Source organism: Mesorhizobium sp. B2-4-2, assembly GCF_006442845.1.
Classification (GTDB): domain Bacteria; phylum Pseudomonadota; class Alphaproteobacteria; order Rhizobiales; family Rhizobiaceae; genus Mesorhizobium.
Genome location: NZ_VFVM01000002.1, coordinates 454,553 through 472,022 on the forward strand (window position 1 = coordinate 454,553; position 17,470 = coordinate 472,022).

At 63.5% G+C, this 17,470-nt stretch carries 20 protein-coding genes; 13 read left to right on the forward strand and 7 right to left on the reverse strand.

Annotation, left to right across the window (positions count from 1 at the left end; translation table 11 throughout):
- Positions 1-75: 75 nt before the first annotated feature.
- The 3 genes from FJ942_RS05880 to FJ942_RS05890 are packed head-to-tail and all read left to right on the forward strand — an operon-like array spanning position 76 to position 2,613.
- Positions 76-705: a DUF1285 domain-containing protein gene (locus FJ942_RS05880; RefSeq protein ID WP_140517010.1), complete on the forward strand. Its 630-nt coding sequence runs from the start codon at positions 76-78 to the stop codon at positions 703-705.
- Positions 706-718: 13 nt separating this feature from the next.
- Positions 719-1,351: a CoA pyrophosphatase gene (locus FJ942_RS05885; RefSeq protein WP_140524963.1), complete on the forward strand. Its 633-nt coding sequence runs from the start codon at positions 719-721 to the stop codon at positions 1,349-1,351.
- On the forward strand, positions 1,348-2,613 hold the full coding sequence (locus FJ942_RS05890) for a CCA tRNA nucleotidyltransferase (RefSeq protein ID WP_140567097.1): 1,266 nt from the start codon (positions 1,348-1,350) through the stop codon (positions 2,611-2,613). Before FJ942_RS05885 ends, FJ942_RS05890 begins: the two co-directional genes overlap by 4 nt.
- A 58-nt stretch (positions 2,614-2,671) precedes the next feature.
- On the opposite strand, the gene FJ942_RS05895 is transcribed toward FJ942_RS05890, so the two are convergent.
- From FJ942_RS05895 to hemF, 3 genes are all read right to left on the reverse strand, one after another.
- Positions 2,672-2,857 (reverse strand): DUF1059 domain-containing protein, encoded by a 186-nt coding sequence (locus FJ942_RS05895; RefSeq protein ID WP_140496047.1) that lies wholly within the window; start codon positions 2,855-2,857, stop codon positions 2,672-2,674.
- Between the two features lie 215 nt (positions 2,858-3,072).
- Positions 3,073-3,333, reverse strand: a complete 261-nt coding sequence (locus FJ942_RS05900; RefSeq protein ID WP_140567094.1) for a DUF1344 domain-containing protein — start codon at positions 3,331-3,333, stop codon at positions 3,073-3,075.
- A 309-nt stretch (positions 3,334-3,642) separates the two neighbouring features.
- Complete coding sequence (gene hemF, locus FJ942_RS05905; RefSeq protein WP_140556107.1) at positions 3,643-4,557, reverse strand: oxygen-dependent coproporphyrinogen oxidase; 915 nt, start codon at positions 4,555-4,557, stop codon at positions 3,643-3,645.
- Between the two features lie 119 nt (positions 4,558-4,676).
- Here hemF and FJ942_RS05910 point away from each other — a divergent pair, with 119 nt between their 5' ends.
- Complete coding sequence (locus tag FJ942_RS05910; protein WP_023770299.1) at positions 4,677-4,934, forward strand: hypothetical protein; 258 nt, start codon at positions 4,677-4,679, stop codon at positions 4,932-4,934.
- Positions 4,935-5,002: 68 nt separating this feature from the next.
- Here FJ942_RS05910 and soxR read toward each other — a convergent pair whose 3' ends face one another.
- Both soxR and FJ942_RS05920 read right to left on the reverse strand, forming a co-directional pair.
- Positions 5,003-5,473, reverse strand: coding sequence for a redox-sensitive transcriptional activator SoxR (gene soxR / locus FJ942_RS05915; RefSeq protein WP_140567091.1), 471 nt, complete (start codon positions 5,471-5,473; stop codon positions 5,003-5,005).
- A gap of 150 nt (positions 5,474-5,623) precedes the next feature.
- On the reverse strand, positions 5,624-6,097 hold the full coding sequence (locus FJ942_RS05920; RefSeq protein ID WP_140516924.1) for a tRNA (cytidine(34)-2'-O)-methyltransferase: 474 nt from the start codon (positions 6,095-6,097) through the stop codon (positions 5,624-5,626).
- A gap of 283 nt (positions 6,098-6,380) precedes the next feature.
- Here FJ942_RS05920 and FJ942_RS05925 point away from each other — a divergent pair, with 283 nt between their 5' ends.
- Genes FJ942_RS05925 through FJ942_RS05945 form a run of 5 tightly spaced genes read left to right on the forward strand, consistent with a single transcriptional unit; the run spans position 6,381 to position 11,515 of the window.
- Positions 6,381-6,902: a hypothetical protein gene (locus FJ942_RS05925; protein WP_181168391.1), complete on the forward strand. Its 522-nt coding sequence runs from the start codon at positions 6,381-6,383 to the stop codon at positions 6,900-6,902.
- A gap of 28 nt (positions 6,903-6,930) precedes the next feature.
- On the forward strand, positions 6,931-8,832 hold the full coding sequence (locus FJ942_RS05930; protein WP_140897341.1) for an ABC transporter ATP-binding protein: 1,902 nt from the start codon (positions 6,931-6,933) through the stop codon (positions 8,830-8,832).
- Positions 8,833-8,845: 13 nt separating this feature from the next.
- On the forward strand, positions 8,846-10,729 hold the full coding sequence (locus FJ942_RS05935; protein WP_140666157.1) for an ABC transporter ATP-binding protein: 1,884 nt from the start codon (positions 8,846-8,848) through the stop codon (positions 10,727-10,729).
- A 4-nt stretch (positions 10,730-10,733) separates the two neighbouring features.
- Positions 10,734-11,201, forward strand: a complete 468-nt coding sequence (locus FJ942_RS05940; protein WP_140897342.1) for a GNAT family N-acetyltransferase — start codon at positions 10,734-10,736, stop codon at positions 11,199-11,201.
- 2 nt (positions 11,202-11,203) lie between these two features.
- Complete coding sequence (locus tag FJ942_RS05945; protein WP_140496039.1) at positions 11,204-11,515, forward strand: DUF6665 family protein; 312 nt, start codon at positions 11,204-11,206, stop codon at positions 11,513-11,515.
- Here the strand turns inward: FJ942_RS05945 and FJ942_RS05950 are convergent.
- Positions 11,496-12,380 (reverse strand): alpha/beta hydrolase, encoded by an 885-nt coding sequence (locus FJ942_RS05950; protein ID WP_140897343.1) that lies wholly within the window; start codon positions 12,378-12,380, stop codon positions 11,496-11,498. The two genes, FJ942_RS05945 and FJ942_RS05950, sit on opposite strands and share 20 nt — an antisense overlap.
- Positions 12,381-12,525: 145 nt before the next feature.
- The gene (locus FJ942_RS05955) at positions 12,526-12,870 is read right to left on the reverse strand and encodes a cupin domain-containing protein (protein WP_140496037.1); all 345 of its coding nucleotides are present in this window, start codon (positions 12,868-12,870) and stop codon (positions 12,526-12,528) included.
- Positions 12,871-13,181: 311 nt separating this feature from the next.
- Here FJ942_RS05955 and petA point away from each other — a divergent pair, with 311 nt between their 5' ends.
- The 4 genes from petA to FJ942_RS05975 all read left to right on the forward strand — a co-directional run bounded on the left by petA (position 13,182) and on the right by FJ942_RS05975 (position 17,292).
- Positions 13,182-13,742, forward strand: coding sequence for a ubiquinol-cytochrome c reductase iron-sulfur subunit (gene petA, locus FJ942_RS05960; RefSeq protein ID WP_140496036.1), 561 nt, complete (start codon positions 13,182-13,184; stop codon positions 13,740-13,742).
- Positions 13,743-13,758: 16 nt separating this feature from the next.
- Positions 13,759-15,060, forward strand: coding sequence for a cytochrome b N-terminal domain-containing protein (locus FJ942_RS05965; protein WP_140496035.1), 1,302 nt, complete (start codon positions 13,759-13,761; stop codon positions 15,058-15,060).
- A gap of 27 nt (positions 15,061-15,087) precedes the next feature.
- Entirely contained in the window at positions 15,088-15,960 is an 873-nt protein-coding gene (locus tag FJ942_RS05970; protein ID WP_140524913.1) for a cytochrome c1, read from the forward strand.
- A 186-nt stretch (positions 15,961-16,146) separates the two neighbouring features.
- Entirely contained in the window at positions 16,147-17,292 is a 1,146-nt protein-coding gene (locus tag FJ942_RS05975) for an alpha-hydroxy acid oxidase (protein ID WP_140897405.1), read from the forward strand.
- Positions 17,293-17,470 lie beyond the last annotated feature (178 nt).

Here is a 17,470-nt window from a genome sequence, read left to right on the forward strand (position 1 = left end):
CGTCTGGCGCCTGCCTTCAAATTTAAATCACAGAGTTAGGCTGACAAGCGCAACAACAGTGACTATTTCGTGACGATGGCAGAGGGCTCCGAACAAAGACAGCAAAGCCTGGCGGCCGCGACCGAGGCGCGCGGCCTCGAGGCGCTGATCTCGCGTGCGGCCCGCGCCGGCAAGGGGCCGGCCCCGGTGGAGCGCTGGAATCCCGACTTCTGCGGCGATTTGGATATGGAAATCAAGGCTGACGGCACCTGGTTCTATCTCGGCACGCCGATCGGCCGCATGCCGCTGGTACAGCTTTTTTCCTCGGTGCTGCGCAAGGACGCGGACGGCAGGACCTATCTGGTGACGCCGGTGGAAAAGGTCGGCATCCGCGTCGCCGACGCACCCTTCATCGCCGTCGAGATGGATGTCTCGGGCAGCGGCGAGGGCCAGATCATCACGTTCCGCACCAATGTCGGCGACGTCGTCGAGGCCGGACCGGAGCGGCCGCTGCGCTTCGTCGACGAGCACGAGACCGGCGGGCTGAAGCCTTATGTGCTGGTGCGCGGGCGGCTGGAGGCGCTGGTGGCGCGGCCGGTGATGTACGAACTGGTCGAGCATGGCGAGGAGATCGAGATCGGCGGCAGGTTGATGTTTGCCGTTCGTTCGAAAGGCCAGGCCTATCCGATCATGCCGGCCGACAGGCTGAGGCAGCTGAGCGCGTGACGGACAGTTCATGATGGACCAGGTGACGCCGACGCCCTTTTCCATTGCCGATTTGCGCGCGCGCTTTGCCGCGCAGCCGCAGGCGCATGCCGGCGACGACTATGGCGATCATCGCTTCAATCCAGGCCATCCGCGCCTCCACCGGGCGAAACCGCTGCGCGAAGCGGCGGTGCTGATCCCGATCGTCGATCACCAGGACGATGCCACGGTTCTTTTGACCAAGCGGGCCGAGACGCTGCGCAACCATTCCGGGCAGGTGGCCTTTCCCGGCGGGACGATCGATCCGACCGACGCCAGTCCGGAAGCGGCGGCGCTGCGCGAGGCTTTCGAGGAAATCGGCCTTGGCCGGGACCATATCGAGGTCATCGGCCGCATGCCCGATTATGTCGCGGGCAGCGGTTACAGGATCGCGCCGGTGCTGGGCATCGTGCGGCCGCCTTTCCAGTTGACACTCAATGCCGAGGAGGTCGACTTGGCCTTCGAAGTGCCGCTGCGCTTCCTCATGGATCCGGCCAACCACATCAGGGACAGCCGCATTTGGAACGATCTCGAATGGTTCTTCTACGATATGCCCTATGGCGACCGGCGCATCTGGGGCGTCACCGCCGGCATCATCCGCACGCTCTATGAAAGGCTCTATGGGTGAAGGTCTCGATCGCTGACAGGGCCGACTGGCTCGGCGACAAGCATCTGCAGCGCCTGCTTGCCATTCTGGCGAGCGGCGGCGAGGCAGCGCGGGTCGCCGGCGGCGCGGTGCGTAACACGCTGATCGGCCAGCCCGTCGCCGACATCGACATCGCCACCACCTGCCTACCGCAGGAGACAATCCGCCGCGCCGAGGCGGCGAGGTTCAAGACGGTTCCGACCGGCATCGAGCACGGCACGATCACCGTGATTGCCGGCGGCAAGCCTTATGAAATCACCACGCTGCGCGCGGATATCGAGACCGACGGCCGCCGCGCCAAGGTGTCGTTCGGGCGAGACTGGAAGCTTGATGCCGAACGGCGCGACTTCACCATCAATGCGCTCTACGCGGAAGCCGACGGCACGGTCGTCGATCTGGTCGGCGGCGTCGCCGACATAGAGGGGCGCCGGCTGCGCTTCATCGGCGATCCGGAAGCGCGTATCCGCGAGGACTATCTGCGTATCCTGCGCTTTTTCCGCTTCTTCGCCTGGTATGGCGAAGGCCGGCCGGACGCCGAGGGGCTGAAGGCTTGCGCCCGGCTGAAGGGAGGGCTCGTGCAGCTCTCGGCCGAGCGCGTCTGGTCCGAACTCAAGAAACTGTTGTCGGCGGCCGATCCGTCCCGCGCGCTGTTGTGGATGCGGCAGGCGAGCGTTTTGACCAGCGTGCTGCCGGAAAGCGAGAAATGGGGCATCGACGCGATCCACGGCCTGGCCAGAGCCGAGAAGGATCTGGGCTGGACCGCGGACCCGCTGCTCAGGCTGGAGGCGATCGTGCCGCCGGATGCGGCGCGCATGAAGACGCTGGTCGAGCGGCTGAGACTGTCGACGGCGGAAGCAAACCGTTTGCGCGACTGGGCGCTTACGCCGGGGATCGCGCCGAAAACGACCGAAGGCGAACTGGCCAAGACGCTCTACCGCGGCGACCGGCAGGGGGTCGTCGACCGGCTTCGCCTGTCACTCGCAGCGGCACGGGTGCGCGCGGTGGACCAGACCGATGCGCTCATCGAGGCAGGCGGCTTTTCCCGACTTCTCGCCTTCGCATTGAGATGGGAAAGGCCCGTGTTTCCGCTCAAGGGCGCCGATCTGACGGCGATCGGGGGGATGCCCGGGCCAAAACTCGGCGCGATCCTCAGGAATCTCGAAGCGGAATGGGTCGATGCCGGGTTTGGGCCCGATCGCGACGCGCTGCTCAAGCGCGCCGCGCAGGCCCTGAAGGCCGGATAAAGCATCAGTCAACGCAATCCGGGCGGAAATCGCCGCGATTTCCGGAACTTGCTCCAAATCAGGCCGCGTCGCGGACCTTCTCGATGCGCGAGCGGATCGCTTCGATCATCGTTTCGCGGATGATCGTCTCGCCATGCGTCTCGCGCATATGTTCGACGGCACGGCGCATGACCTCGGCTTCCTCCTCGGCGCGCGTGTGCCATTCACAACCTGGAACGAGCGAGCCGCAGTGGAATTCCTTCATGGGATTTCTCCTTTTCCTCCATGGAGTCCGGTCGACCGTCCTGCAAAAGGCGGCAGGGACTCCGCATCTTCTTGGCGCGTTGTCCGACCTTGAGACTGGTTGGACCACGAGCGGGTGAAACCATAACACAGATGGGGTGGCATTGATTGCCGTCAACGACAAAAAGGCGGAGCAGCGCTGCTCCGCCCTCTTACGCCAGCCCTATGGGCAGGTCATCACTTCATGATCTTGACTGCCTCGGCAACCTTATCCTTGCCGCTCATGTCCCATGAAACTCTGACCTTCTCGCCGACCTTCAGGCCAGGATCCTTGAAGGTCCGGGGAAGCGTAAAAGACGATCCATTGTCGAGAACCAGGCTTTTGGACGCCGTATCAAAGGTCTTGATCGTGCCGGTGGTGTGCTTGACGGCGGCGAATGCCACCGAACCGGAAGCAAGAATGGCAGCCGCTGCGGCCGAAACAATGATCTTGCGCATTGCGAAGTACTCCTGGAAAGCGCGGGCACCCTTTTGGCAGAGGTGTCCCGCATCGTCCTGGGCCGTCCGGTTGCGTCGAGTCGCGATCCGCTTCGTTCTGACGCAATTCCGAACGGAGAACCGCTCTGCACTCCTGGAATTGCGCAGGCGAACCGCCGGCGCTTCCCGACCCGTCCCGACAAATAGCCTAGTCTTTTCCGATGCCTATTAGACGAAAAAGAAACTTTGCGACGGCTCCCGCGCCACATTCGGTGCCCATTTCGCAGCGAATGGGACATCAATGCGGCTCACGGCGCGCTCACCATCTTTTTACGGCCAGCGAGCCTCCGGCGGCAGGCTGGAGAGGATCGAGGCGACGTTTCCGCCGGTTTTCAGGCCGAAGATGGTGCCGCGATCGTGAAGCAGGTTGAACTCGACGTAACGGCCGCGACGGATGAGCTGTTCGTCGCGGTCGCCATCGGTCCAGTTCTCGTTAAAATTACCCCGCACCAGATGGCCGTAGACCACGAGAAAAGCGCGCCCGACATCCTGGACGAAGTTGAAATCGGCATTCCAGCCGCCTTTGTCCTCGCCCGAATGCAGCCAGTCGAAAAAGATGCCGCCGGTGCCGCGCGGCTCGTTGCGATGCGGAAGGAAGAAATACTCGTCGCACCAGGCCTTGAATTTCGCATGGTCGGCGATGCCGGCGTTCTTCTCGCAGGCGAACTGCATGGCGCGGTGGAAGGCCATTGTGTCAGGGTCGTCCTGTGTGCGGCGTCGGTCGAGCACCGGGGTGAGGTCGGCGCCGCCGCCGAACCAGTGGCGCGAGGTGACGACCATGCGCGTATTCATGTGCACGGCCGGAACGTTGGGGTTCCAAGGGTGCGCGATCAGCGAAATGCCGGATGCCCAGAAGCGCGGGTCCTCCTCGGCGCCGGGCATCTGCTTCCTGAATTCGGGCGAGAATTCGCCGTAAACCGTCGAGGTGTGGACGCCAACCTTCTCGAAGACTCGGCCGTGCATCATCGACATGGTTCCGCCACCGCCCTTGCCGGAGTCACGCTCCCACGGCGTCCTTTCGAACCGGCCCGGCGACCATGAAGCGAGCGGGCCCTGGAGATCCTGCTCGATCTGCTCGAAGGCGCCGCAGATGCGTTCTCGCAGCGCCTCGAACCACAGCCGTGCCTTCATCTTCTTTTCTTCGATGTCGGCGGGCAGGCCAACCGGTATTTCAGGTCGTTCCAAGTGCTGTCTCCGGTTTCGGGGCGGCCGGCCCCTACAAATGACTCGTCTTTTGCCGGCGCGATCCCTAATCTCTTAGGGGAAAGGGTCAAGTCTGATCTGATCGGAGCAAGGAGACCTTCGTGCGCACCCCGGCAAGACCGCCGTTGGATGGCCTGAAGAAAAGGCTCGATCAAAGCCGGGCTGAACGCGCGCGCATGCCGCGCGACGGATTTTTGCGCGAAACCTTCGTCCTGCCGCGTTCGGACGCTCGCCTCAAGGCAAAGGAATGGTTCGAGCGCTTCCCCAAGCAGGCTTACTGGACCGAGATCGAAAGCTGGTTCGAACGGCCGGGCGATTTGATCGAATTCACCATAAGGCGCCTGCCGGCGGCGGATTAGAATTCCTCGCCCTGTTTACGGGGACAACCCAATACAGGCGTCGCCCCTTGTATCCGCCTTCACTACGCTCAGGCACCTTCTCTCCGTGAACCGAGAGAAGGAAGAACCAGCCTTCTCGCCCCTGTTCCTTCCCTGGCCAGCCGGTCATCCTTGTTGCGGAGCGGACATTTGTCGATCGACATGCAGCCGCAGCCGATGCAGTCGGTCAGCCCGTCGCGCAATTTCTTCAATTGACCGATCTTGCGGTCGAGCCCGTCGCGCCAGGCGGTCGACAGCAGGCTCCAGTCGTCGCGCGTCGGGGTGCGGCCCTCGGGCAGGGATTGAAGCGCCGTCGCTATCTCGGCCAGCGAAATGCCGACCTCCTGCGCGATCTTGATGATGGCCACGCGCCTTAGTACGTCGCGGCCGTAGCGGCGCTGGTTGCCTGCCGTGCGGTGGCTGCGGATCAGGCCGCGAGCTTCGTAGAAATGCAGCGCCGACACCGCGACACCGCTGCGCGCGGCCACTTGGCCAACCGTTAATTCCGCTGCTGGCGCCATCTCGCACTTTTCCGCTTGACCTCAAGTTAAGTTGAGCTTGTAGCGAAGAAGCCATCGACATGCAAACGACAGGAGATGGCGATGTGCGCCTGGGTGAGAATGACGGGCGAGGGCCGTGTCGCGGGCGCCGGCGGGACCGTGGCCGCCGCTTCAGCGGATGGCGTTCTGGCCCAGTTGTCGCGTGGCTTCGCCGGCCACCATGGCGGCGGAGAGCGCCACATTGATGCTGCGCGCGCCGGCCTGCATCGGGATCGTCAGCCGCGCGTCCGCCGCCTGATGGACCGGATCCGGCACGCCTGCGGATTCACGGCCGAACAAAAGGATATCGCCAGTGGCGAAGTTGAAGCTGGTGTATGGGGTCGCGGCCTTGGTCGACAGCAGCACCAGCCGGCGCGCGCGGGCCTTGCGCCACTCCTCGAAGGCGTGCCAGTCGACATGCCGGGTCAGGGCAGCCATTTCGAGGTAATCCATGCCGGCGCGCCTGAGCGCTTTATCGGAGAGCGGAAAGCCGGTCGGTTCGATGATGTCGACGCCGATCCCGAGGCAGGCGGCGAAGCGCAGGATTGTGCCGGTGTTGCCGGCGATGTCAGGCTGGTACAGGGCGATGCGGAGACGGTCGTTCATTTCCGCATCCTTCTATTAAGTGGCAAATCGGCCACAGCGGCTTCGCGGTTTTGGAAATTGCTGGACCTGCGGGTGGCCATTTTCTGCGAAGTCGGGTATACAGCGTACATTGTCAACCCGAACCGAAGGAGGGGTAATTCATGATGACCATGCACATCCAGCACCCTCTCCGTGGGCTTACATGCCCGCTGGCGGTTTCGGTACGACGGTTCTCCTGATCTCTTAGACGCTTCCGCACCGATTTCCGCCGAAACCATTCCCTGGTCTTCGAAGGAATCCTGCGATGTTTTTCAAGCTGCCGAAGGGGCCGATGGCCCCGCCCCAACGCGTCTCGACTGATCAGCCGCCGATCCCGCGGCAGGACGTCGAACACCCTTTTTATCTCTATTTTCACACGGAGGACGGACCGATGTTCGATCCCTACAGAATACCGGGCTCGAGGAGCCTGCATATCCACCGGCTGCCGACCTGGGCGCTGCTGATCGGCGAAACGTATTCGTCGGCGGTCCACGCCGAGGTTCGCCGGCGTCCGCATCGCGGCATGCTGCCCGATGTCGATTTCTCGCGCGCGGTTCCCGACCCGAGCCGGCCCTCGTTGGTGCGCCGTATCATCCGGGCGATCCGGCCGGGCGCGAAGATCCGCCTTGTCGACACCGCACCGTCAGGATCAACAAAAGAGCCTGTCGGCGAAAAGCCCGCGAACCCCTATATAGCGCGAAGCAAGGCCGACGGTCCGGATGATTCCGGACCGTCGGCCCTCGGCGCCATGCGGTCCGAGGACTTCGTACGTTCACGCGCCGCGTGAGCGGAAACAGATTTCATGAGCATGACCTATGTTGTTGTTTAGCTGGTTTGAAAAAAAGCTCGATCCGTTCCCGGGCGCGGAGCCGGTCGAGCCGCCCAAGACGCTGGCTGCCTTCTGCCTGCATTACACGCGCGGCGCATGGCCCTATATCCTGGTCGATGCGGTGCTGGTGGCGGCAATCGCCATCGCGGAAGTGTGGATGTTCGGCTTCCTCGGCCGCATCGTCGACTGGCTTTCGGCGCAGAACCGCGAAACCTTCCTGCAGACGGAGGGCTGGAAGCTCGCCAGCATGGCCTTCATCGTGCTGTTCGCGCTGCCTGGCACGGTATGGCTGCATTCGCTGCTCAACCAGCAGACGCTGATGGGCAACTATCCCATGCGTATCCGCTGGCAGGTGCATCGCTATCTGCTCAAGCAGTCGATGAGCTTCTACCAGGACGAATTCGCCGGCCGCATCGCCACCAAGCTGATGCAGACGGCGCTCGCCGTGCGCGAATGCGTGATCAAGGTGATCGACGTCCTGAACTACGTCATCGTCTATTTCCTCGGCATGCTGCTCATCGTCGGCTCGGCCGACTGGCGGCTGGCCGCACCGCTCGGCGTGTGGATGGTCGGCTACATCCTTCTGCTGCGCTATTTCATTCCTCGGCTGGGCAAGGTCGGCGAGGAACAGGCCAATGCGCGCTCGGTCATGACCGGCCGCGTTGTCGACAGCTACTCCAACATCCAGACGGTCAAACTGTTCAGCCATGCCCGCCGCGAGGCCTCCTTCGCCAAGGAGGGCATGATGGGCTTCCTCGACACGGTCTACCGGTCGATGCGGCTGGTGACGGTGCTGTTCGGCTCGCTCTACATCCTGAATGCGCTTCTCCTGTTCTCGGTTACCGCCATCTCGTTGTGGCTGTGGCTGGGCCAGGCGGTGACGATCGGCGCGGTCGCCGTGGTCATCGGCCTGGTTCTGCGGATGTGGGGCATGTCGCAGTGGATCATGTGGGAAATGTCGGGCCTGTTCGAGAATATCGGCACGGTGCAGGACGGCATCGCCTCGATTTCGCTGCCGCGCCTTGTCGAGGACAGGCCCGGTGCGAAGGAGATCACGGTCTCCAAAGGCGAGATACGCTTCGAGGACATCCGCTTCCACTATGGCAAGCAGAAGGGCGTCATCGAGAACCTGTCGCTGGCGGTGAAGCCGGGCGAGAAGGTTGGCATTGTCGGCCGCTCCGGCGCCGGCAAGTCGACGCTGGTCAATCTTCTGCTGCGGTTCTACGACCTCGAAGCCGGCCGTATCCTGATCGACGGCCAGGAGATCGCAGCGGTGAAACAGGATTCGCTGCGCGCCCAGATCGGCATGGTCACGCAGGACACCTCGTTGCTGCATCGTTCGGTGCGCGAAAACATCCTCTATGGCCGGCCCGACGCCAGCGACGACATGCTTGTCGAGGCTGCGCGGCGCGCCGAGGCGCTGGACTTCATCGCCGGGCTTTCGGACCATAGCGGCCGCAAGGGATTCGACGCCTATGTCGGCGACCGCGGCGTCAAACTGTCCGGCGGCCAGCGGCAACGCATCGCCATCGCTCGCGTTATGTTGAAGGACGCGCCCATACTTATCCTTGACGAGGCGACGTCGGCGCTGGATTCCGAGGCGGAAGCGGCCATCCAGGAGAACCTCTACAAGCTCATGCAAGGCAAGACCGTCATCGCCATCGCCCACCGGCTGTCGACCATCGCGGCGATGGACAGGCTTGTGGTGATGGACCAGGGCCGCGTCATCGAGGAAGGTTCGCACGAGGAATTGGTGGCCAAGGGCGGGCTCTACGCGCAGCTCTGGCAGCGCCAGTCGGGCGGTTTCCTGCTGGATGACGGCCCGATCGGTGTCGCAAGCGACGTTGTTGCCAATGACGTTGGCGCAAAGGGACAAGCCGCTGAATGATGGCCGCCGCCGCATGATGACAGCCGTCTATCGCTGGTTCGAGAACTGGGTCTATCCGTTCAGGGAGCCCACGAATCTTCGGCCGCCGTCCGGCGTCGCCGGTTTTCTCTGGCACTATGTTGGCCAGGCCAAGTTCGCCTTCTTCGCCATGCTGGTCATCGGCGGCATCGCGCCGCTGGTCGAGGCCGGGCTGTTCTACTTTGTCGGGCGGCTGGTCGACATCCTTGACCAGCTTCCCGGCGAACGCAGCTGGCATGCGCTGTGGACGGCCGCCGGGCCGGAACTTGTGTTCATGATCGTCGTGGTGCTGGTCGTCCGCACCATCGTCGTCGGCCTGTCGGCCCTGGTCGACGAGCAGACGATCACGCCTGGCTTCTACAATCTGGTGCGTTGGCAGGCGCACCGGCACGTGTCGCGCCAGTCCTACTCCTTCTTCCAGAACGATTTCGCCGGCCGCATCGCGACAAAAGTCTGGCAGGCCGGGCAAGCGACCGGCGACCTGATGGAAAGCTTCATCGAGGTCGTCTGGTTCATGATCGTCTATACGGTGACGACGCTGGCGCTGGTCGCGGGGCTCGATATCAGGCTCGCAGTGCTGGTGGTGATCTGGATCGCCGCCTTCGCCTGGCTGGCCAGGCTCTATCTGCCGGCAATCCGCAAACATGCCGAGGCGACCGCCGAGGCGGGGTCGATGATCACCGGCCGCATCGTCGATTCCTACTCCAACGTACAGACGCTGAAACTGTTCTCCGCCGATGGCGACGACCGCTACATCAGGAGCGGCTTCGACATCTATCTCGACGCGTTGCGCCCGTTCACGCGCCGGCTGACCGGCGTGCGCATGGCGCTGACGACGCTGTCGGGCATCATGATCACGGCGATCGGCTGCTTTGCCGTCTATCTCTGGGTCGAGGGCTCGATTACCGTCGGCGCGGTCGCCTTCACGCTATCGCTGGTGCTGCGGCTCAACATGCTGCTTGGCCGGCTGATGATGCAGCTCAACAGCATCCTGCGCAATCTCGGCGTGCTGGAGAATTCCAAGGCGCTGATCTCGCAGCCGCTCGGTTTGGTCGACGCACCCGACGCCCGGGAACTGGTCGTGGCCGGCGGGCGCATCGAGGTGAAGAATGTCGAGTTCCACTACGGCAAGGGGTTCGGCGTGCTCAACGGCATCGATCTCGTGGTGCGGCCGGGCGAGAAGGTCGGGCTGGTCGGGCCGTCCGGCGCCGGCAAGACCACGCTCGCCAACCTTATCCTGCGGCTGTACGAACTCGAAGGCGGAAAGATCGCCATCGACGGCCAGGATGTCTCGCAGGTGACGCAAAATTCGCTGCGCGCCAATATCGGCGTCGTCAGTCAGGACACAGCGCTTTTCCACCGTTCGCTGCGCGACAATATCAAACTCGGCATGCCCGACGCCACCGACGCGCAGGTGATCGCGGCGGCCAGGAAAGCCGAGGCGCATGATTTCATCCTGACCTTGCGCGACAATCGCGACCGACAGGGCTACGAGGCCTATGTGGGCGAGCGCGGCGTCAAACTGTCGGGCGGCCAGCGCCAGCGCGTGGCGATCGCGCGTGTCTTCCTCAAGGACGCACCGATCCTGATATTGGACGAGGCGACCTCGGCACTCGATTCCGACATCGAGGCGGCGATCCAGGAAAACCTGGCGCGGCTGATGGAAGGCAAGACGGTCATAGCCATCGCCCACCGGCTGTCGACGATCGCCGCGCTTGACCGCCTCGTCGTGCTCGACGGCGGCCGCATTGTCGAACAAGGCACGCATGATGAACTGGTGGCGCTCGACGGGCTCTACGCGCGGCTGTGGAAGCGTCAGTCCGGCGGCTTCCTCTATCATGAGGAAGCCGTGCTGGAAGAGACGCGGCCGGCGGAGTAGCGGCATGGGCGCGACGCATGAGACCGACTATCTGCTGAAACGGCTGCGGCCGACGACACCGGCCTTCGATGCGCTGATGGAAGAGAGCCGGCGGGAAGGCTACTGGATGCTGGTGCGGCTTCGCGACGGCTGGACAAGCGGCCGCAACAAGTTCCTGAAACACGGCCAGGCACTGTTCGGAGCATGGCACGGCGGCGAACTCGCCGGCGTGTGCGGGCTGAACATCGATCCCTATTTCGAGGGCAGGAACCATGGCCGGGTCCGGCATCTGTTCGTCGGCGCGCGCCATCGGCGCACCGGCCTTGGCCGCATGCTGGTTGAGACCGTTGTCGACAGGGCACGCCACTATTTCACCGTGCTCAACACCCGTGCGCCGCAGGAAGCCTTCGGCTTCTATGAGCGGCTTGGCTTCGCGCCGGTGGCGGGCGAAGAATTCGTCACGCACCGGATGATCTTCGAGAAAGGAGGTTGAAAATGTCCCTGCGCCCGCCGTCCCGTCTGACCAGCGCCTCGGCCGCCGAAGCCGCCTTCGACGCGCTCGGCCATGAAGTCCTTGCCGAGAAGGCGGCGGCACTCGGCCGCGCCGGACAACGCGTCGAAGAAACGCTGGCCCGACTGCGCAACAATGGCGACGAGCAGTTGCGTCCCCGGCTGCTCAAGGAGGCGGCGGTGGCGGTGCATGGTTACTTCATCCAGCGCGAACTGTGCGGTCTTCGAAAGCACGATGCCGTCATCCGCGAATACAACATCCCGAAGGCGGTGCTGGTCAGGCTCGGCGCCATGTAGGGTTGGCGCTTGCCGCGCCGATTTCCCTGTGGAATCTCGCCAGGCGGCTGGCGAGCGCTTCGGGGTTCTCATCGGGGACGAAGTGCCCGCTGTCGGCAATGATGTCGCCCTCGACATTCGAAAGCCCGGCGGCCCTAAGGCCCTCGACATAGTCGCCGATATCGCCGGACTCGGCCGAGCCCCTGAGATACAGCACCGGAATCGCTGTAGGCGTCGCGGGCCGTGCAGCATTGGCTTTGGCATCTTCGGGGAAGGCGCGATACCAATCGAAACCGGCCTGGAGGCTTTCAGGCCGGGAATAGGCTCTCGCATAGATTTCCCTGGCCTGCGCCGGGATCGATGTCCGATCCTTCGAAAGCACATTGAAGAAGAAGTCGAAATAGGTGCTTTGGTGGCCGCTCACCAGCGTTTCCGGTAGCGCCGGGACGGCATGGAAGGCAAAGTGCCAGATCCGCGGATTGCGAATGACCTCTTCCCATGGCCCGACACCTGGAACAGCGACATTCATGATCGCCGCGCCGGAAAGGATCTCGGGATGGTCGCGCAGCAGGGCGAACACGATCTGGCCGCCGACATCGTGACCGGCCGCCACGAGGTGCCGCAGCTCGCAGGCCTCGGCAACGCCTCTCATCAGCCTCGCCAGGGTTCTCTTGTCGCCCGCCTCAGGCATGCCTTGCGAGCCGCCGATGCAGGGCAGGTCGGGTGCGACGACCCGGTAATCGGTAGCCAGCCGGCCGATCACCCCTTCGAACGCATAGGAGCTTTGCGGCCACCCATGCAGCAGCAGGAATGCAGGCGCTTCAGCCGGACCTGCCTCGCGGATCGCTATGCTCAGCCCTTCGATTTCGATGTTCGAGGTTTGCATGTCCTGGCCCTGCCGGCTGCCTATGCCATAGATCTAGGCGGCGATCGGAAGACCGACAGGGCTGGATTGTTTGACCCGCTTGCGGACGGAAACCGCTTCATACTTTTCCAGGAATTGCTCTTTTCCAGGAAACACCTGGCCTGGATCACTCCAGCCATTGGGTAATGAAAGTGCCGTTCTCGTGGATGTCGGTCGTTTCCAGCGGGCCGGGGCCGAGATTGGTGAATTTGTGCGGCGTGCCGGGCGGCACGATGACGATCTGGCCGGCGGAGGCCTCGATCTCCTCACCGCCGACCGTGAACAGGCCGATGCCCTGGCGGATGATGAAGATCTCGGCGTAGGGATGGGAATGCAGGCGCGGTCCGCCGCCGGTCTCCGGCAGGTAGTTGAAGATCAGGCAGGAGTTGGAACCGTAGGGGGCACATTGCAACTCGCCCTTCCAGCGGTCGGGGCGAACAGCCCATTCCTCGCGGTCTATGACATGCGCCATGGGGGCAGGATAGACCCCCCGGAGCCAGGTGTCGAGGCGAAGCTGACCCCCGGATTCGCTACTGTTCCCCGCTGTTTGGCGGTGTTTCACGGTCATCCGCCGTCTTGTCGCGGGGTGCCGGATTTCGTCCCCGCGACAATCTGCCCTTGTGCCTTCACCCGTCTGGACAAAAACGGGCTTCACGCATAAACCGAAGTCCAAATGCCGGAGGAATTCGCTAGCCTGTTCGCCATGCGCTGTCGGGTTGGCGTGAATGAGCGGGGAACAAGGCTCGCCCACCGGCACGGAAGAGGCGAAAGGATCAGGCACCCGTGAGCGCAACCGACACACAGGATCCCAACCGTCGAGATTTTCTCTACGTCGCCACGGGCATGGCCGCCGTGGTCGGCGCGGGCGCCGTCGCGTGGCCGTTCATCGACCAGATGCGCCCCGATGCCTCGACGCTGGCGCTCGCCTCGGTCGAGGTCGACGTCTCCTCGCTGACGCCGGGCATGTCGCTGATCGTCAAGTGGCGCGGCAAGCCGGTCGTGGTGCGCAACCGCACCGAAAAGGAGATGAAGGACGGCGAGGCCGTCAATCTCGCCGATCTCAAGGATCCGATCGCCCGCAACGCCAACCTGCCGGCCGACGCGCCGGCGACCGACGCCAACCGCACCACGCCCGGCAAGGAAGCCTGGATGGTGATGGTTCAGGTCTGCACGCATCTGGGCTGCATTCCGCTGGGTCAGGAAGGCGATTTCGGCGGCTGGTTCTGCCCTTGCCACGGTTCGCAATACGACACCGCCGGCCGCATCCGCAAAGGCCCGGCGCCCGAGAACATGGCTGTGCCGGTATTCAAGTTCATTTCCGATACCAAGATCCTTATCGGTTGAGGCAGGGGATATTTCGATGAGCGAGGGACACTCGACCTACACGCCCAAGACCGGTATCGAGCGCTGGTTCGATGCGCGCATGCCTCTGCCGCGGCTGATCTATGACAGCTTCGTCGCCTATCCGGTGCCGCGCAACCTCAACTATGCCTGGACCTTCGGCGGCATCCTGTCGATCATGCTGGTGGCGCAGATCCTGACCGGCATCGTGCTGGCCATGCACTACACGTCCGACACAAATCTGGCTTTCGATTCGGTCGAAAAGATCATGCGCGACGTGAATTCCGGCTGGCTGCTGCGCTACATGCATGCCAACGGCGCGTCGTTCTTCTTCGTCGCGGTCTACATCCATATCTTCCGCGGCCTCTATTACGGCTCCTACAAGGCGCCACGCGAGCTGCTGTGGATCCTCGGCTGCATCATCTACCTCCTGATGATGGCGACCGGCTTCATGGGCTATGTGCTGCCGTGGGGCCAGATGAGCTTCTGGGGCGCCACCGTCATCACCGGCTTCTTCAGCGCCATTCCACTAGTCGGCGACTGGATCCAGCAGCTTTTGCTCGGCGGTTTCGCGGTCGACAATCCGACCCTCAATCGCTTCTTCGCGCTGCATTACCTGCTGCCGTTCATGATCGCCGGCGTGGTCGTGCTGCACATCTGGGCGCTGCATGTCGTGGGCCAGTCGAACCCGACCGGCATCGAGGTGAAGTCGAAGACCGACACCGTCGCCTTCACCCCTTACGCGACCATCAAGGACGCGTTCGGCATGATCGTGTTCCTGTTCTTCTTCGCCTATTTCGTCTTCTACCTGCCGAACTATCTCGGCCACCCCGACAACTACACGGTCGCCAACCCGCTGAAGACGCCGGCCCACATCGTTCCGGAATGGTACTTCCTGCCGTTCTACGCGATCCTGCGCGCCATTACCTTCAACATCGGGCCGATCAACTCCAAGCTCGGCGGCGTGCTGTGCATGTTCGGCGCCATCGCCATGCTGTTCCTGGTGCCGTGGCTAGACACCTCCAAGGTGCGCTCGGCGGTCTACCGGCCCTGGTACAAGCTGTTCTTCTGGCTGTTCGTGGCCGATGCCATCCTGCTTGGCTGGCTGGGCTCGCAGCCGGCGGAAGGCAGCTACGTGTTCATGGCGCAGATGGCGACGCTGTTCTACTTCGCCTTCTTCCTGATCATCATGCCGGTGCTCGGCCTGATCGAGACGCCACGCAGGCTGCCGAACTCGATCACCGAGGCGGTGCTCGAGAAGAACAAGGGCGGCAGTGGGCATCCGGCGGGCGCCACGGCCGCACCTGAGACCAAGGGCTGAGCGGTAGAGAATCTAAGGGGATTTGGCATGAAAAAGATTCTCACCTCGCTTGCGCTGATCGGCCTTGTGGCCGCCGGCCTTGGGGCTACGGGCACCTGGGCGACCGCGGCCGAAGAGGCGCATAACGCGGCGGCGCCGACGCATTTCCCGATCAACGAACCGAAGGAAATGGACTGGAGCTTCACCGGCCCGTTCGGCACCTACGACAAGGCGCAGCTGCAGCGCGGCCTCAAGGTCTACAAGGAAGTCTGCTCGGCCTGCCATTCGATGAACCTGGTGGCATTCCGCACGCTTTCGGACCTCGGCTATTCCGACGCACAGATCAAGACGCTGGCGGCCGAGTACACCATCCATGACGGCCCCAACGACGCCGGCGACATGTTCGACCGTCCCGGCAAGCCGTCGGACCATTTCCCGGCGCCGTTCGCCAATGAGGAAGCCGCGGCAGCCTCGAATGGCGGCGCAGCCCCGCCCGACATGTCGCTGCTGGCCAAGGCGCGGGGCGTGGAGCGCGGCTTTCCGCAGTTCGTCTTCGACATCTTCACCCAGTATGATGCCGGCGGCCCTGACTACATCCACTCGCTGCTGACCGGCTACGACCAGACGCCTCCGGCTGGAATGGTCATCCCGGAAGGCACGCACTACAATCCGTACTTCATGTCCGGCGTGTCGCTGAAGATGCCCAAGCCGCTTTCCGACGGCCAGGTGACTTATGACGACGGCGCGCCGCAGACCGTCGACCAGTACTCCCGCGACGTCGCCGCTTTCCTGGCGTGGGCGGCTGAGCCGCATATGGAAGCCCGCAAGAAAACCGGCTTCCGGGTGCTGGTGTTCCTGCTCCTGTTCGGCGCACTGGTCTACATGACCAAGCGCAAGGTTTGGGAAGCAGTCGCGCACTAAGCCGCGCGGCCGGAGATTGAAGAAAGGGCGCCCGCGAAGCGCCCTTTTTGCTTGCCGAAGAGGCTGGCGCGTGAGGTGATCGCTTTGTTGTCGAACAAGCCGGTTGGCAGCGCGGCAGGCGATTGCTATTCGACGCCCCGACGGCGGCGAAAGCTTTGCCGCCTATAGGGCGTTTGGGGTTCCATGATGCGGCTCAGCGACTGCCACAACTTCTCCGATTTCCGCCGCATGGCGCAGCGGCGGCTGCCGGGCCCGATCTTCAACTACATCGACGGCGCGGCGGACGACGAGGTCACCTATCGCCGCAACACCGAGAGCTTCGAGACCTGCGATCTCGTTCCCAACGTGCTGCGCGGGGTGAGCGAGGTCGACATGTCGGTGACCGTCATGGGCCAGAAGCTGGCGATGCCGTTCTACTGTTCGCCGACCGCTCTCCAGCGGCTGTTCCACCATCACGGCGAACGGGCGGTCGCCAGGGCCGCTGCAAAATACGGCACCATGTTCGGAGTTTCCTCGCTCGGCACGGTCAGCCTCGAGGAAGTCCGAAAAATCAGCAGCGGCCCGCAGGTCTATCAGTTCTACTTCCATCGCGATCGCGGCCTCAACCGGGCGATGATGCAGCGGGCACGGGAGATCGGCGTCGAAGTGATGATGCTGACCGTCGACAGCATCACCGGGGGAAACCGCGAGCGCGACAAGCGCACCGGTTTTGCGATTCCCTTCAAGCTCAACCTGGCGGGACTGGCGCAGTTCGCGATGAAACCTGCCTGGGCGATCAACTATTTCACGCATGAGGCGTTCAAGCTGCCGCAGCTGGACGAGCATGTCGACATGGGCGGCGGCACGATGTCGATCAGCCGCTACTTCACCGAAATGCTCGATCCGTCGATGACATGGGACGACGTCGCCGAGATGGTGAGGCTTTGGCCGGGACCGTTCTGCCTCAAGGGCGTCATGTCGGTGGAGGATGCCAGGCGCGCCGTCGAGATCGGCTGCAAGGGCATCGTGCTGTCGAACCATGGCGGCCGGCAGCTGGATGGTTCGCGCGCGGCTTTCGACCAGCTCGCCGAGATCGTCGATGCGGTCGGCGACCAGATCGACGTCATCATGGATGGCGGCGTGCAGCGCGGCACGCATGTGCTCAAGGCGCTGTCGCTCGGCGCCAAGGCCGTCGGCGTCGGACGCTACTATTTGTTTCCGCTGGCGGCGGCGGGCCAGCCTGGCGTCGAACGGGCGCTCGAACAGATGCGCATCGAGATCGAACGCGGCATGAACCTGATGGGGTGCAGCTCGATCGAACAGTTGACCCGCCGGAATTTGCGTTTTCGGTAGATGGCCATTGCTTCGATGCGAAAGATCGCAGCGCAGGCAGAGGCAAGCCCTTGGACCTATATGCTCCTTTCGCCGGATGCGCTTGTCTCGGCCGCCACATCGCGCTAGCCGTTGTCGGTCGCGCCGGGTTAGGATTTGGCGCTGCGCCATTTCACGCCTTTCCGCCGAAACTGGACCA